10 protein-coding genes are annotated in these 14,753 nt (G+C 65.7%); 3 read left to right on the top strand and 7 right to left on the bottom strand.

Annotated elements, in window-relative coordinates; all coding sequences use genetic code 11:
• Window positions 1-139 precede the first annotated feature (139 nt).
• Complete coding sequence (locus AAFF27_04180; protein ID XAH24398.1) at window positions 140-1,786, bottom strand: ATP-binding protein; 1,647 nt, start codon at window positions 1,784-1,786, stop codon at window positions 140-142.
• Window positions 1,787-1,928: 142 nt separating this feature from the next.
• Window positions 1,929-3,890 (bottom strand): molecular chaperone HtpG, encoded by a 1,962-nt coding sequence (gene htpG / locus AAFF27_04175; protein ID XAH24397.1) that lies wholly within the window; start codon window positions 3,888-3,890, stop codon window positions 1,929-1,931.
• A 249-nt stretch (window positions 3,891-4,139) separates the two neighbouring features.
• On the opposite strand from htpG, the gene AAFF27_04170 reads away from it, so the two are divergent.
• Entirely contained in the window at window positions 4,140-4,667 is a 528-nt protein-coding gene (locus AAFF27_04170) for a DUF3761 domain-containing protein (GenBank protein XAH24396.1), read from the top strand.
• A gap of 120 nt (window positions 4,668-4,787) precedes the next feature.
• Here the strand turns inward: AAFF27_04170 and AAFF27_04165 are convergent, their stop codons facing one another.
• From AAFF27_04165 to AAFF27_04155, 3 genes are all read right to left on the bottom strand, one after another.
• Window positions 4,788-6,056, bottom strand: coding sequence for a dicarboxylate/amino acid:cation symporter (locus tag AAFF27_04165; GenBank protein XAH24395.1), 1,269 nt, complete (start codon window positions 6,054-6,056; stop codon window positions 4,788-4,790).
• A 114-nt stretch (window positions 6,057-6,170) separates the two neighbouring features.
• Entirely contained in the window at window positions 6,171-6,782 is a 612-nt protein-coding gene (locus AAFF27_04160; GenBank protein XAH24394.1) for a response regulator, read from the bottom strand.
• A 9-nt stretch (window positions 6,783-6,791) separates the two neighbouring features.
• Window positions 6,792-8,786 (bottom strand): PAS domain S-box protein, encoded by a 1,995-nt coding sequence (locus AAFF27_04155; protein ID XAH24393.1) that lies wholly within the window; start codon window positions 8,784-8,786, stop codon window positions 6,792-6,794.
• A gap of 269 nt (window positions 8,787-9,055) precedes the next feature.
• Between AAFF27_04155 and AAFF27_04150 the strand changes: the two genes are divergently transcribed.
• Complete coding sequence (locus tag AAFF27_04150; GenBank protein ID XAH24392.1) at window positions 9,056-10,087, top strand: TRAP transporter substrate-binding protein; 1,032 nt, start codon at window positions 9,056-9,058, stop codon at window positions 10,085-10,087.
• A gap of 94 nt (window positions 10,088-10,181) precedes the next feature.
• Window positions 10,182-11,414: a right-handed parallel beta-helix repeat-containing protein gene (locus AAFF27_04145; protein ID XAH24391.1), complete on the top strand. Its 1,233-nt coding sequence runs from the start codon at window positions 10,182-10,184 to the stop codon at window positions 11,412-11,414.
• 411 nt (window positions 11,415-11,825) lie between these two features.
• Here AAFF27_04145 and AAFF27_04140 read toward each other — a convergent pair whose 3' ends face one another.
• Together AAFF27_04140 and AAFF27_04135 are read right to left on the bottom strand one after the other, a co-directional pair.
• Window positions 11,826-13,718 (bottom strand): alpha/beta fold hydrolase, encoded by a 1,893-nt coding sequence (locus tag AAFF27_04140; GenBank protein ID XAH24390.1) that lies wholly within the window; start codon window positions 13,716-13,718, stop codon window positions 11,826-11,828.
• A gap of 5 nt (window positions 13,719-13,723) precedes the next feature.
• Window positions 13,724-14,749 carry a DUF4105 domain-containing protein gene (locus AAFF27_04135; GenBank protein ID XAH24389.1) on the bottom strand — a complete coding sequence of 342 codons (1,026 nt, stop codon included), beginning with the start codon at window positions 14,747-14,749 and terminating at the stop codon, window positions 13,724-13,726.
• Window positions 14,750-14,753 lie beyond the last annotated feature (4 nt).

Raw genomic sequence — 14,753 nt, 5'->3', positions numbered from 1 at the left:
GATCTCTATGGGGTCCCCATACAGATTGCAAACACGTTCTAAAGCCAGCCCAGCGACGGAAAGGCGAAGTTAGAACCTTTATAAGCCATTGTTTTTATTGATTTTTTAAATTTCCAAAGCGCTGTCTAAAGCTGCGTTTTCAGTCCAGGGCTTTAGCAGCCCGGTGCCCGCTGACATGCCATCTTGCCCAGCGGCGAGTTCCTTGCAACACGAGTTTGCCCTCTGCACGCAACTCGCTCAGCAAATCCTGCACCGCGCTTTCCGGCAAGGCCGGCAGCACCTGCCGCAACTCCGCCAACGGAGCGCCCCGCTCTTTTTGCCTGGACAAATGCGTTACCAGCAAAGCCTTGTTGGTTTCCCGATCAAGCCCCCGCTGGCGGGTGTGTGTGCCCTTGGCTCCAAGCGCCGCGTAGAGCGCTTCCGACAGCATGTAGCGCACGCCCTTGCCACGACCCAATGACTCCACGGCTCCCACCGCCATCAGTCCCGGAAGGCGGTCTTTCAGCGGCGGCGGCAGCTCGCGCTCGTGCTGCAGGCATTCCAGCGCCAGGTAGTCGCGCGTGGTGAAAGAGCGCAAGGCCTCATCACCCAGGCGCTCCATGAAGCGCACAAAGCCTGGGTTGCGCACGCCGCCCTCCAGCGTCAGGCGGACCTCATGGGCGGCAGTGCCAGCAAAGCTGGGCAAGGGCTTGCCCTGGCGAATGGCGGTCTCCACCATCAGGTTCAGGCCCTGGCCAGAACGCTCGATCAGCCCGCATTTGGCCAACGCTTCGGCAAGGCGGCGGTTGCGCGGGTTCTGTTGGTCCACGATGTTCTCGGGCGTGATGCCCGGCGGCAGGCCACCGGGGCTGACCACCTCCAGCCGCTTGGCGTATTGCCGCACGAACACCGAGCCACCCAGCCGGTAGTCCCGATGCGCAATCGCGTTGAGCACCGCCTCGCGTACAGGCACCTCGTCGAAAGTGGCGATGTCGATGCGAAAGAAGTCATCCTGAAAACTCTGCTTGTCATTGCGCAGGTTGATTTGCGCCCACAAGGCGTCCTGCCAGAGCAGAAAGCCTTCGCGGTATTCCGCCCGATCAGCCGCAGGGCCGGAAGCCTCGGAAGACCGGTATTCAAAGATGAGTTCGGCCTGCGCCAGCCAGCGCCCCAGCGCGGCGCGGGTAGCAAACAGGATCAGCGCCGCATAGGTGAGTTGCCCATCGACCAGCAATTCCGCGTTACCCAGGGTTTCGGCATCCGTCCACTTTGCCTTGCGCGGGTCCGCCGACTTCTGTGCCCAGCGCTCGCGAAACAGCGCGATGGCTGCCGGCGCCAGGTCTGCGATGGAAGCGCCGGCACAGGGCTGCGCCGAAAAGTCAGGCCCCGCTTCCGCAAACATCGCCTGCAACTCCTGATGGCCCAGCGGCGCCAGGTCATCCCCCGCTCGCTTGAAGTAACAGCCATCGATCTCCCAGGCGGTGCCCGGCAAGCGCGCTGGCACGTGCACCACCAGTACACGCCCCTGCGGCAAGCGCAACTCCTCCACCGGAATGCGATGGCCCAGCCGCTGGTGCAGGCCAGCCTCCGTGCGGCCTGGGTCTTCGAATGCCTGCGATCCCACGATGCGGCGCGGGCGCTTGTCGGTCACACCCAGCACGACCTTGCCGCCGCCCTCATTGGCCAGGGCCACGCAGTACTTCAGCAGCTTCTCGAAGTCGTAGCGCTGCTTGGCCTCTTTGAACTCAAGTCGCAAGCCTTCGGGCTCAAGCAGCCATTGCTGGAGTTGTTCGGTCGAGGTGTGCATGGCGATGAATGCTACTTGGAGACAGCTCAGGCCCTATGGAAAAGCCCCGGCAGCGCATGCGCTGCCGGGGCTCTTGCTTGCTACTTATTCAGTAGCTAAAAGCCCAGGAAGTACTTGGGCTAAAGCCACTTTTCGACCCCAATCACACCAATAGCGCATTCACCCGCTTCACATACGCCGCCGGGTCGTCCGGCAGGCCGCCTTCGGCCAGCAGGGCCTGGTCGAACAGGATGTTGGCGAGGTCGTGGAAGTGCACGCTGCCTTCGAGCTTTTTCACCAGCGGGTGCTCGGGGTTGACTTCCAGCACGGGCTTGCTCTCGGGCGCCTTCTGGCCGGCTTGTTTGAGCATGCGGGCGAGCTGGGTGCTCATGCCGTGCTCTTGCACCACCAGGCAGGCCGGGGAGTCGACCAGGCGGGTGGTGGCGCGCACGTCGTCGGCCTTGTCCTTCAGGGCTTCCTTGAGCTTGGCCAGCAACGGCTTGAAGCTTTCGGCGGCTTCTTCGGCGGCTTTCTTCTCGGACTCGTCCTGCAGCTTGCCGAGGTCTACCGCGCCCTTGGCGACGGACTGCAGCGGTGTGCCGTCGAAGTCGTTCAGGTAGTTGAGCGCCCACTCGTCGACGCGGTCGGTCATGAGCAGCACCTCGATGCCCTTCTTCTTGAAGACTTCAAGATGCGGGCTGTTCTTGGCGGCGGCCAGGGTGTCGGCGGTGATGTAGTAGATGGCGTCCTGGCCGTCCTTCATGCGCGCCTTGTAGTCGGCAAAGGAGACGCTCACGCTGTCAGTCGTGCTGGACGCAAAGCGCAGCAGCTTGGCCAGGCGCTCGCGGTTGGCAAAGTCTTCGCCCAGGCCTTCTTTCAACACCGAGCCGAACTCGGCATAGAACTTGGCGTACTTGCCGCTGTCGGCGGGCGCGGCGGCGTCGGCCTTGTCGACCACATCGGTCACACCTTCGGCAGCGGCTTCGGCCGGTGCGGCGTCCTTCTTGGCCAGGTCTTCCAGCATGGACAGCACGCGCTTGGTGCTGCCGTCGCGGATGGCGCGCACGTCGCGGCTTTCTTGCAGCAGCTCACGGCTGACGTTGAGCGGCAGGTCGGCCGAATCGATCACGCCCTTGACGAAGCGCAGGTAGTTGGGCAGCAGGGCCTCGGCGTCGTCCATGATGAAGACGCGCTTGACGTAGAGCTTGACGCCGGCGGTCTTGTCGCGGTTCCACAGGTCATGCGGCGCGGCGCCGGGGATGTAGAGCAGTTGCGTGTACTCGGTGCTGCCTTCCACGCGGTTGTGGCTCCAGGCCAGCGGCGCGTCCTGGTCGTGGCTGATCTGCTTGTAGAACTCGGTGTACTGCTCTTCGGTGATGTCCTTCTTGGGGCGGGCCCAGAGCGCGCTGGCCTGGTTCACCGGCTCCCATTCGCCGGTCTTGGCCATGTCGCCGGGCTGCTCGTTCTCGCCTTCCTTCCACTCTTCCTTTTCCATGAGGATGGGCAGGCTGATGTGGTCGGAGTATTTGCCGATGATCTGCTTGAGCTTCCAGCTGTTCAGGTAGTCGGCTGCGTCTTCGCGCAGGTGCAGGGTGACGGCGGTGCCGCGCTGGGTGCGGGCGATGTCTTCCACCTCGAAATCACCGGCGCCGCCGCTGATCCAGCGCACGCCCTCGGACGCCGGCACGCCGGCCCGGCGCGATTCCACCGTGATCTTGTCGGCCACGATAAAGCCCGAGTAGAAGCCCACGCCAAACTGGCCGATCAGCTGTGCATCGGCCTTCTGGTCGCCCGAGAGCTTGCCCATGAAGTCCTTGGTGCCGCTCTTGGCGATGGTGCCCAGGTGGTCGATGGCTTCTTGCCGGCTCATGCCAATGCCGTTGTCGGCGATGGTCAGGGTCTTGGCGTCCTTGTCGAAGGACACGCGGACTTCCAGCGTGGGCTGGTCTTCGTACAGCGCGGGGGTGTCAAGCGCCTCAAAGCGCAGCTTGTCACAGGCGTCCGATGCGTTGGACACCAGCTCGCGCAGGAAGATCTCCTTGTTGGAGTAGAGCGAGTGGGTGACGAGGTGCAGCAGTTGCGCGACTTCGGCCTGGAAGGAAAGCGTGGTCTTGGTCGTTGCCATGGAATCGATAGAAAAAAGAAAAACGAAAAGATGGGCGCGCGGGGCTCCCGGGACGCATGGCAGGCCATCTGGGGTTGCCAGCCATGCCTTCAAGGTCCCGCATCCTAGTGCTTTCCCTGGAGCCCGAACGCGCCAGACCGCCGCGCCGCCCATCCCGGCTGGCAATAACTTGCGCCTTTGGCTGACTTGCCCCGGCGCGCGGGGCTTACTACGATCCCGACCTCACCACACCGTTTCAGGAGCGTTTCCATGAATTCCTCCCTCAAGGTACTGCTGGCTGCGGCCAGCCTGCTGGGTGCATTCGCCGTCCAGGCGCAAGCCCTGACGGCCGATGCGCCGGCCGGCACCACAGTCCAGTGCAAGGACGGCAGCTACGCTTCCCCCGACAAAAAGGCCGGCGCCTGCCGTGGCCACAAGGGCATTCAGACCTGGTACGGCGGCACCGCCGCCAGCGGCGCCAAGCCGGCTGCAGCGGCAGCGGCCGGTGCCGCGGGCACCACGGCGGCGGTGGAAACCCAGTCGTCCTCGGTGAACAAGACCGGTGTGGCGCCACCTACCGGCGCGGCCAGCAAGACGCCGGCAGCGCCCAATCCCGCCACCATCACCGCAGCCCCGGGCGGCGGCGCCGGCAAGGTCTGGGTCAATTCCTCGACCAAGGTCTACCACTGCGAGGGCGACCGCTACTACGGCAAGACCAAGGCCGGCGAGTACCTGAGCGAGGCCGACGCCAAGGCCAAGGGCTTCCACGGCGCACGCAACAAGGGTTGCAGCGGCTAGCACTAACAACCATCTGCCAATGCAAGCGGGCGACTGAAAAGTCGTCCGCTATTTTTTTGATAGCTTATAGCCCAGGTACAGCCTGGGCTAGAGGCCAATTTCCTCGAAAAAATCCGCAGATCAGGCCAGTTCAGGCTCGGCCTCGCGGATCACGCGATTGAGCTTCTTGCGGTCCAGCTCGCGCTCCCAGGCCGACACGACCACGCAGGCCACGCCGTTGCCGATGATGTTGGTGAGCGCGCGGCACTCGCTCATGAAGCGGTCAATGCCCAGGATCAGCACCAGCCCGGCGACCGGCAGCGTAGGCACCACGGCCAGCGTGGCGGCCAAGGTGATGAAGCCGGAGCCGGTCACGCCGCTGGCGCCCTTGGAGGTGAGCATGGCCACGGCCAGGATGGTCACCTGCTGCGTCAGCGTGAGGTCGATGTTGAGCGCCTGCGCGATGAAGATCACGGCCAGGGTCATGTAGATGTTGGTGCCGTCCAGGTTGAACGAATAGCCCGTGGGCACCACCAGCCCCACCACCGACTTGGAGCAGCCCAGGCCCTCCATCTTCTCGATCAGCTGTGGCAGCGCGGCCTCTGACGAACTGGTGCCCAGCACGATCAGCAGCTCTTCCTTGATGTAGGCAATAAAGCGCAGGATGGAGAAGCCCGTGGCCCGCGCCACCGCGCCCAGCACCACCAGCACGAAGAAGATGGCCGTGATGTAGAAGGTGCCGATCAATTTGAGCAGCGGCAGCAGCGAGCCCAGCCCGTAGCGCCCGATGGTGAAGGCCATGGCACCAAAGGCACCCAGCGGCGCGACCTTGGTGATGATGTGGACGATGCGAAAGAACACCTTGGACACCTGGTCGATCACGTCGAACAGTCCTTGCGCCTTCTCACCCACAAAAGACAGGCCGCTGCCAAACAGCAGCGCCACCAGCAGGATCTGCAGGATGTCGCCCTTGGCGAAGGCATCGACCACCGTGCCTGGGATGATGTGCAGCAAGAAGTCCACCGTGTTCTGCGACTGCGCCTGCGTGGCATAGCTGGCCACCGCCTTTACGTCCAGCGTGGCGGGGTCCACGTTAAAGCCCGCGCCCGGCCGCAGCAGGTGCGCCGCCGCAAAGCCGACCAGCAAGGCCACGGTGGACATGGCCTCGAAGTACAGCAGCGCCTTGCCGCCCACGCGGCCGACCTTCTTCATGTCGCGCATGCCGGCAATGCCAGACACCACGGTGCAGAAGATCACCGGCCCGATGACCATGCGGATCAGCGCAATGAAGCCATCGCCCAGGGGCTTCATCTTGACCGCCAGGTCAGGATAGAAGTGGCCCAGCGTGATGCCGATGGCAATCGCCACCAGCACCTGCACGTAGAGGATTTTGTAGATTGGTTTTTTCATGGGAAGAGGCTCCGTAGCGCAGTGCCGCTGCGCACGGCCCGCAGTCTCCTGCGCGCCTCTTACCAGGCCCATACGTAGCGGCCACAAACCCGCCCAGGGGTTTATACGGAGTCGCTACGCCTGGCGCGGCACCAAAGGCACCAGCTCTACCGCTGTGCGGATGTTCAGCTTGCGAAACAGGTTGGCGCGGTGCACCTCGACCGTGCGCACGCTGATAAACAGCTCGGCCGCGATCTGCGCGTTGGTCTTGCCGACGACCACGCGCTCGGCAATCTCGCGCTCGCGCAGGGTGAGCGCCTCCAGCTCGGCGCCGGCCGGCGGCGCTTCTTCACGGTACATGGTCTTGGCGTATTCCAGCGCCTGCAGCACGCGGTCGACCAGCGAGTTGTCGGAGAAGGGCTTTTCCAGAAAGTCGTAGGCACCGGCCTTGACCGTCTCTACCGCCATCGGGATATCGCCATGCCCGGTCAGGAAGATGACGGGGTTGTGCGCGGGCAGGCCGTACTGCCGCATCTGCGCAAACAGCTCAATGCCCGACATGCCCGGCATGCGGATGTCGATGATCAGCGCCGCCGGCAGCTCGCGCAGGTTGGAGCCCTGCCAGGATTCCAGAAACAGCGCCGGATCGCGGTAGGTGGACAAGCGCAGGTTGCGCGAGCCAAACAGCGCCGTGAGCGAATCACAAATCCACTCGTCGTCATCCACCAGGCAGATTCGGGGCTGCATCGTCGTCTCCTATTGGGTCTGGGTCTGCGCCAGTTGCAGGGCAAACATGAACTCCGCGCCACCACCCGCCGCCTCGCGGTAGACCAGATGCGAGCCCATCAGCTCCAGCGCCGTGCGGCACACGGCCAGGCCCATGCCCATGCCTTCGGGCTTGGTGGTGGAGAAGGTGCTGCCCATGACCTGCTCGCTCTGCGCGCCCAGCCCCGGGCCGTGGTCCCTGACGGACACCGTCACGGCGCGGTCGCCGGGCAGGTCGCGGCGCGCGGATATGACGATGGTGGGGTTTGCGGACTGCTGCTCGGCCATGGCCTCGAACGCGTTCTTGCTGAGGTTGAGCAGTATCTGCTGCAGCAGGATGCGGTCGACCATCACGGTCGGCGCCGGGCGCTCCAGGTCGACCACCACGCGCTCGCGGGTGCCGGCGGCCTGCAGCCCGACCAGGGGCAGCACTTCGGCAATGGCCTCATGCAGATCGGTCGGCAGCAGCACCGAGCCTGACTTCTGCACAAACTGCCGCACCCTTCGGATGATCATGCCGGCGCGCTCGGTATGCGTCTTGGCCTTGGTGAACATGCCGGCGGCCTCCTCAATCCGCGGCTCAGCACGGCCGGCCTCGATCACGTTCAGGCCGGCGCTGATGTAGCTGGTGACCGCTGCCAGCGGCTGGTTCAGCTCGTGCGCCAGGGCCGAGGCCATCTCGCCCATGGTCATCACGCGTGACATGCGCTGCATGCGCTCGTTTTGCTGGCGCAGGAATTCAGCGTCCTTCTTCTGCTGGCTGATGTCCAGGATCGAGGCCATCCAGCCGGTCTGGCGGCCGGCGCCGTCCAGCAGCGGGGCCTCGTGCATGAACACGTCCAGGCGCTGGCCGTCGCGCCGGATGAAGACTGATTCAAACGGCTGCACCGGCAGCGTGCCCGCCAGCCGCTGGGCATTGCGGTCGCTGGCCTTGCCGGCGATCTCGGGCGCCCAGTAGGGCATGGGCGGCGCCATGCCGATCAGCTCTTCGCGGCTGTAGCCCACCATCTCGCAAAAGGCCGGGTTGGCGTAGGTGACGCGGCCCTGCATGTCGCGCGCGCGCAGGCCGGTGACCAGCGAATTTTCCATCGCCTGCTGAAACGCCTGCTGCTCGCGCAGCGCGAACTCGGCCTTGGTGCGCATGGCCAGGTCGCGCCACAGCGCATAGACGGTCCAGGCCAGCAGCAGCGACAAACAGACCACTGACAAGGTCAGCAGGTTGGGCACCAGCAGCGGTGTATCAAGCGAGCTGTCGGTGCTCAGGTAGAGCGTCTGGTCGAGCACCTGCAGCGCGATCTTGTGCCGGTAGACGCCGTGCCCTTTGACGTTCACATCGCGCACCGCAAGCTGGCGGCCGTTGACGTCGTCCAGCGTGATCTGGGTCTCGTGCGCAAACCACCAGGGGATGGTGTGCACCAGCAGCCTCTCCAGCGACACCACGGCCAGCACCACGGTGCCGCCATCCGCGCGCACCGGGCCGGGCACGGCCAGCACCACCTGCGTGTCGCTGCCCGCATCGGCGCCATTGGTGTAGAGCGCGGTGCCCTGCTTCAGCCGCTCGGCCCGCGTCACGGCCTGGCGCAGCTGCGCGGCCAGCGGTGCGGTGTCGGTCACGGTCTGGTCGGTCGGCGGCGGGTAGACGCGGCGCGCATCGGGGCCGGTGTGCCACCACTCGATGGCCAGCGCTTCGGGGCTGCGCTGCATCGCAGCCAGGCTGCGCCGCCGAAAGTCCTCGGTGCCGGCGGGCGACTCCGTTGCGTCGCGGCCCATCTGCTGCAGCGCCTCGACCACGCGCTGCACCTCGAAGCCCATGGCCTGCTCGGCCCATAGGCTGTCGGAGATCAGGCGCCGCTCCTGGCGCTCGCGCTCGAACATCTGCGACACGACGAGCAGCGTGGCGGCAATCGCCACGATGGTGGTGATTGCCAACAGCGGCAGGAAAAGCCGCCAGCGGTGGGACGATGTGAAATCGATCAGCTTCGGCATTTGCCACATTTTCGCTGAGCACCGCTCACAGCGCATGAGAAACAACGTGACCAAAGGCCGCGGAGCAGGCCATGCGCAGACATCCGCGGAACCGGCTTCGCCGGGCCGCTGGATGTGTCCCCTCGAGGGGGTTGGCGAAGACACGAAGTGCGAAGCCTGGGGGTGTTCCACGTCCAGGGTAATCCACGGCGCGGAAATGTGAGAACTACGTATTGCTCGCCTGCGGAGCCTGCGCCAGCCTACCCACGGTTCCAGATCCCAAGAAAGCCATGAATAGAAGATGGGTGCTGTCCTCTGCGGCAGCCATAACCGCCGCCATCGGCGCCGTAGCGCTGCGCTGGCGCATGCCGGGCGCGGACCAGCCGGTCACCATCAAGTTCAGCCACGTGGTGGCGCGTGACACGCCCAAGGGCAAGGCGGCGGACTACTTCAAGCGCATCGTCGAGCAGCGCAGCGGCGGGCGCGTGCAGGTGCTGGTCTATCCCAACAGCGAGCTGTACCGCGACCAGGAAGAGCTGGAGGCGCTGCAACTGGGATCGGTGCAGATGGTCGCGCCCTCGCTCGCCAAGCTCGCGCCACTGGGCATACAGGAGTTCGAGCTGTTCGACCTGCCCTTTCTCTTTGACAGCTACGCGGCGCTGCGCAAGGTCACCAACGGCCCGGTCGGCCGGCAGATGCTGGAGCGCCTGGGCAATGCCGGCATGCTGGGCCTGGCCTTCTGGGACAACGGCTTCAAGCTGATGAGCGCCAACCGCCCGCTGCTAGCACCGGACGACTTTCGCGGGCTGCACATGCGCATCCAGGCCTCGGCCGTGCTGGACGCACAGATGCGCGCGCTGGGCGCCATACCCGACGCCACGGCGGTCTCCGACATGTACCCGGCGCTGGCCAGCGGCGTGGCCGACGGCACGGAGAACCCGGCCTCCAATTTCTACACACAGAAGATCTACCAGGTGCAGCGCTACCTGACACTGTCCAACCACGGCTACCTGGGCTATGTGGTCATGGTCAACAAGACCTTCTGGGCCAGCCTGCCGGGCCATGTGCGCACGCTGCTGGAGGACTGCATGCGCGAAGCCACCCACTACGAGCAGGACATTGCCAAGTCCGAAAACGATGCTGCGCTGGAGCAGATCCGCGCCACCGGACAGACGCAAATCCTGGAGCTGACGCCTGAGCAGCGGGCACAGTGGAAAGCGGCGCTGGCTGGTGTGCGCACGGGCTTCCAGAAGCGGCAAGGTGCGCTGCTGTTGCAGGAGGTAGAGCAGGCGGTGAATGGGCCGACTGTGGCGGGGTACTGAGTTGCATGTAAGAAGCTCGCAAATGTGTTCACGCCCCCGCCAACACACGCTGAGCGCCCCTATATTTCGGCCTCATTCCCAACAGCCCCGTTCCATGAAGCGCCTCACCCACCTGATCACCGCCCTCAGCCTGGCAGGCGCTGCCTGCGCCGTGCTGCCGGCCTACGGCAAAGGCGCGCCAGATGGCTTTGCCACCGGTGTCACCGGTGGCGGCAATGCGGCCGTGGTGCGGCCACGTGATCTGAATGAGCTGAGCAAGGCGCTGTGCAATGCCACCGACGCCAAGGGCAACTGCGTGGACGACACGCCGCGCGTGATCGAGATTGACCGCACGTTCGACTACACCGGCTCCAGGCTGATCCACGGCAGCCCCACCACCACCGAAACCGGCTGCGTGATGCGGCAATGCCCGGCGGGCGTGCAGAGCGAGCTGGCGCTCAATGGCTCCAATTTCTGCAGCGGCCGCACGCCGGCGCAGGTGACCTACGACAACGCCGGCCGCAGCCCGCTGCTGGTGGGCGCCAACAAGACCTTGCAGGGCCGGGGCCGCGACGCGGGCATCAAGGGCACGGGGCTGTCGATCAAGGGCGGCGTGCGCAATGTCATCGTGCAGAACGTCACGCTCTCGGACATCAACGCCAACGTGATCTGGGGCGGCGATGCACTGACCATCGACAACGCCGATGGCGTCTGGATAGACCACAACCGCTTTGCCCGCATTGGCCGGCAAATGATCGTGACCGGCTTTGGCGCGGCCTCGCGCGTGACCATCTCCAACAACGAGTTCGACGGCAACACGCCCACCGCGTCCTTCTGCGACGGCCACCATTACTGGCTGTGGCTGTTTCTGGGGGCCAACGACAGCATCACGCTGGCGCGCAACTACATCCACCACACCTCCGGCCGCGGCCCGCATGCGGGCGGCATGCGCGACGCGCACCCCGTGGTGCACATGGTCAACAACTACTTCGAGAACCTGAGCGGCCAGGGCGCGGCCATGTCGCGCACCGGCTTGTCCCAGCTGCTGCTGGAGGGCAATTACTTCAAGCAGGTGACGCACCCGCTGCTGGACGACGCCCAGCAACCCGGGCTCGCCTATGCGCCCTTCCCCGGCCCGTATCGACCTGAATACGCCTACTGCCGCCAGTACCTGGGGCGCGACTGCGTGGCCAACGAGGCGGTAGACAGCGGCACCGATTACCGCCCGCTGGACCAGGGCGCGATTGCGGCCTTTGCCAATCGCGGCAACGCCCTGGTCACGCCCATGCCGGCCGGTGAGGTACCGGATGTGGTGCCGAAGAATGCGGGCGTAGGTGTGGTGGACTAATCTGCTCGGCGCCATCAACGACGTGGGACAGCCGAACAGCCGGCCCCCACCCCAGCCCTCCCCCAGCGGGGGAGGGAGTAGTACATGCGGGCCGAGCGCAGCGATGGCCCGACTGGCGATCAGGGGTCCCCTCGGGATGCGCCGAGGAGCGCAGCGGCAGGCGGATCAGGGATCGCCCTTGTTTGAGCGAAGCGAGTTTGGGCGAGACCCCGCCTGGCGCGAGTACCGCAGGTTGCCCCGCAGCGAAGCGAAGGGGACGCAGCACGTGGGGTCGCCCTTTCTTTGGTGACTTTCTTTCGGCGACGCGAAAGAAAGTTACTCGCCCGCCGGGGCGAACTCCCGGCACCCGCCGCCTGCAAGGCACGCAGCGCAGGGATATCTCAAAGACCTTGAAAGGGATGGTTCTAAGGCCTAGCGTCCTACCGGCGCGCCCTGCAGGTCTTCCCGCAATATCCGCCGTATCTCCAGGATCGCCGCGGGCGACTCCTGCACGCTGTGCGACGAGGACACGATCAGCTCAGACTGCGCGCCGTCCAGATGCGCGCTGCTGTAGGGCACGATGCCGTCGCTGGATTCGGCCAGCGGCACGCCGGGTTCGTCGTTGCCGATGATGGAGTGGAAGGGCACGGGCGCCATCGGCAGCGTGGCGGCCAGGCGCACGAAGTCATCCTTGTCGCTCAGGTTGTCGATGCTGTTGGGAATGCGCAGCAGGGGCGCGGGCTGGCTGCTTTGCGACTGGCCGGGGCGGGTGGCATAGACATCGGCCACCCGCTCGGCGATGCCCAGCGGCAAGGTCACCAGGTTGGAGACCCAGCGCGCCACACGGTTCTCGGCCAGAGGCGTGCCACGGTGCGGCGCGGCAATGAAAATGACCCGACCCACATCCTGCAGCGGGTCGAAGCGCAGATAGGGCCCGACCCGGGTTCGGGCGCGCTCCAGCTGTTCGCTATCCATGGGGTTGTCTTTCAGGAAGCTGTCCCACAGCCCGTCACCAGACGATGACATCAGCAGCCGCGCCAGCACGCCGCCCATGCTGTGCCCCACCAACACGATGTGGCGTGACGCGGGTGCTGTGCCATCTGGATCGAAGTGCTTCAGCGTCTGCTGCAGCGCCGAGCGGATTTCCTCGCGGTTGTAGGCCAGCGGTGCGTTGGTGGGGTAGTAGACCTGCCAGATCTGGAAGTTCTGGCGCAGCGCCTCGTCGCCCATCACCTCGTTGGCGACGTTGATCCAGGCCTCGGGGCTGCTGGCCAGGCCGTGCAGCATGAGCACGATGCGGCGCTTGGGGTCATAGGGCTGCATCAGGTAGATATGCGGCGCCTGCAAGCCGCGGGCACCACCTAAAAAATTGCGCACGGCCTGCGTTGCAAAGCCCGAGCGCGCCAGCCATAGGCCATAGCCCGAGGTGAAGTTGGCGGCCAGCGGCACCTGCGTGCCGGCGACATCCACCGCTGCGCGCCGGTACGGGTCGTAGCCGACCATGGCCACATCGTGCGTGGCCAGCACTTCGGGCAGGCTATTGCCGGCGAAGAGTGCGATGGCCGAGATCGCCGGGAATTCGCTCTCGCGGTAGGGCAGGTCCTTGCCGTCTTCCGCGCGCGTGGCGACGGTGGTCACGGCCACCAGCTCGGTACCAAAGCCGTCGCGCCGGTACATGTTGCGGATGCCGGCAAAGGTGAGCGAGGACGCCGGGATCAGCTCGCGCGGCAAGTCCTGGGTGCCGGGCAGGTACATGTCTTCAAGCCGCACGCTGATGCGCCACCCCGCCACCTCTTCCGGCCTGCCATCCGGGTGCATGGACATGTTGAACAGCAGCGTGCTGATTTGCTGCACCGCGAAGTTGTAGTAGTCCCGCACCTGGGTCTGGCGCTCTTCGAAGGCGCGCTCACCCGGGCGCCGCGTGGTGAAGAACAGGTAGGCGTAGGCATGGCGCGCCGCCTCCAGGTAGGCGGCCATGCGCAGCGGTGGGGCCTGCTGCTCTGCGGGCGGGGCGATCGCCGTCTGCAGCCACAGCTCCGACAGCGTAGACAGGCGGCGCTCGTCGTCCAGCCCGCTGGAGGCCGCCAGCGCCTGCCGACAGCCCGGTAGATCGGCGGCACAGGCCTTGCCGTCCAGGCCAATGACCTGCAGCGCCTCTTGCGCGGCATAGCTGATCTTCCCGGTGCTGAGCACGTCGCCGCGGCGCAGGGCCACGTAGTCCTTCATCTCGATGGAGGACACCTTGACGCCGGCGCAGCCACCCAGCAGCAGGGCCACCATCAGCCCCGCAAGCCAACTGCCGTACCGGCCCCAACGTAGATCCATGCTGTCTATTCCTTGACGTCAATGCCCGGCACGCCGCGCCGTATGGCCTGCGAAAACGCCGGGTCGGCATCCGCGGCCTTGGCGCGCTCGGTGAAGCGGCCCGCCTGCCGCAGCGCCTCCAGGGGCTGTGGGCCGGCAAGACCGCCGACCTCTTGCAAATACTCCGGCAGATAGCCCGACAGCACCAGCCGGTAATCCAGCGGCAGCTGCGGCACGATCTGCTGCACAAGCTTGTAGACGATGGTGGTGCAGTTGGCGGTAACCGTTTGGTAGAAGCGCGGCGCCTGCGCCAGGCGGTTGGCCTCGTCCACATAGGCCAGGAACAGCGCGCGCCGCTGCGCCGGCGGCAGCGCGATGCGGTAGAGGTAGTCGTCCTCGCCGCGCACATTGGTGCGCACACGCAGGATGTCGCGCTCGTCGGCAGCGATCACCGCCAGCTCGAACTCCTTGAAGAAGCCGCCCACCTCGGAAAAACTCTCGTGCCGCTCCTTGCGGATCTCCACCGAGAACACCAGAAAGCGGCCGTCACTGAAACCAAAAGACACCAAGGTGTGGGCAATGGCCGGGCCGGCCCAGTAGGACAGCACCAGGTCCACCGACTGCAGCTGGTCCAGGTCGTACTGGCGCGCCTCCCAGCGCACGCTGTAGTCGGTGTCGCTGCGCCAGTCGAAGTTGCGCACATGCTCGAAGCTGACGACCGAGCCCCGCACCGTGGCGGTGGCGATGTGGGCCACGTCGTCGGCCCAGTCGCGCGTGTTGGAAGGCGCCAGCCCGCTCCACCAGGCCAGCAAGGCCGCAAAGCCCAGCGCATACAGCCCCAGCCCGGCGGCCGCGCGGCGGCGCAGCAACAGGGCCAGCATGGCCAGGGCAAAGCCGCCCCACAGCACGATCAGCGCTACGCGCCCAGCCGGTAGATCAGGCCCCTGGTAGGCCAGCGCCGTGCCGCCCCACAGCGCCGTGAGCAACACCACCAAACAGGCCAGGCCGCGCAGCAGGCTGCCGCGCCAAGAGGAAGACGATGGCGCGGCCATGCGG

Origin of the sequence: Xylophilus sp. GW821-FHT01B05 (assembly GCA_038961845.1) — a bacterium.
Taxonomy (GTDB): Bacteria; Pseudomonadota; Gammaproteobacteria; order Burkholderiales; family Burkholderiaceae_C; genus Xylophilus.
Note: the sequence above shows the minus strand (reverse complement) of the source record. Positions and strands in the feature narration are given on the sequence as shown.

Coding starts and splice junctions, on each gene's coding strand:
- AAFF27_04180 (XAH24398.1), bottom strand. CDS start 1,786: ATGCACACCTCGACCGAACAACTCCAGCAATGGCTGCTTGAGCCCGAA.
- AAFF27_04170 (XAH24396.1), top strand. CDS start 4,140: ATGAATTCCTCCCTCAAGGTACTGCTGGCTGCGGCCAGCCTGCTGGGT.
- AAFF27_04150 (XAH24392.1), top strand. CDS start 9,056: ATGAATAGAAGATGGGTGCTGTCCTCTGCGGCAGCCATAACCGCCGCC.
- AAFF27_04135 (XAH24389.1), bottom strand. CDS start 14,749: ATGGCCGCGCCATCGTCTTCCTCTTGGCGCGGCAGCCTGCTGCGCGGC.
- AAFF27_04140 (XAH24390.1), bottom strand. CDS start 13,718: ATGGATCTACGTTGGGGCCGGTACGGCAGTTGGCTTGCGGGGCTGATG.
- AAFF27_04145 (XAH24391.1), top strand. CDS start 10,182: ATGAAGCGCCTCACCCACCTGATCACCGCCCTCAGCCTGGCAGGCGCT.
- AAFF27_04165 (XAH24395.1), bottom strand. CDS start 6,056: ATGAAAAAACCAATCTACAAAATCCTCTACGTGCAGGTGCTGGTGGCG.
- htpG (XAH24397.1), bottom strand. CDS start 3,890: ATGGCAACGACCAAGACCACGCTTTCCTTCCAGGCCGAAGTCGCGCAA.
- AAFF27_04160 (XAH24394.1), bottom strand. CDS start 6,782: ATGCAGCCCCGAATCTGCCTGGTGGATGACGACGAGTGGATTTGTGAT.
- AAFF27_04155 (XAH24393.1), bottom strand. CDS start 8,786: ATGCCGAAGCTGATCGATTTCACATCGTCCCACCGCTGGCGGCTTTTC.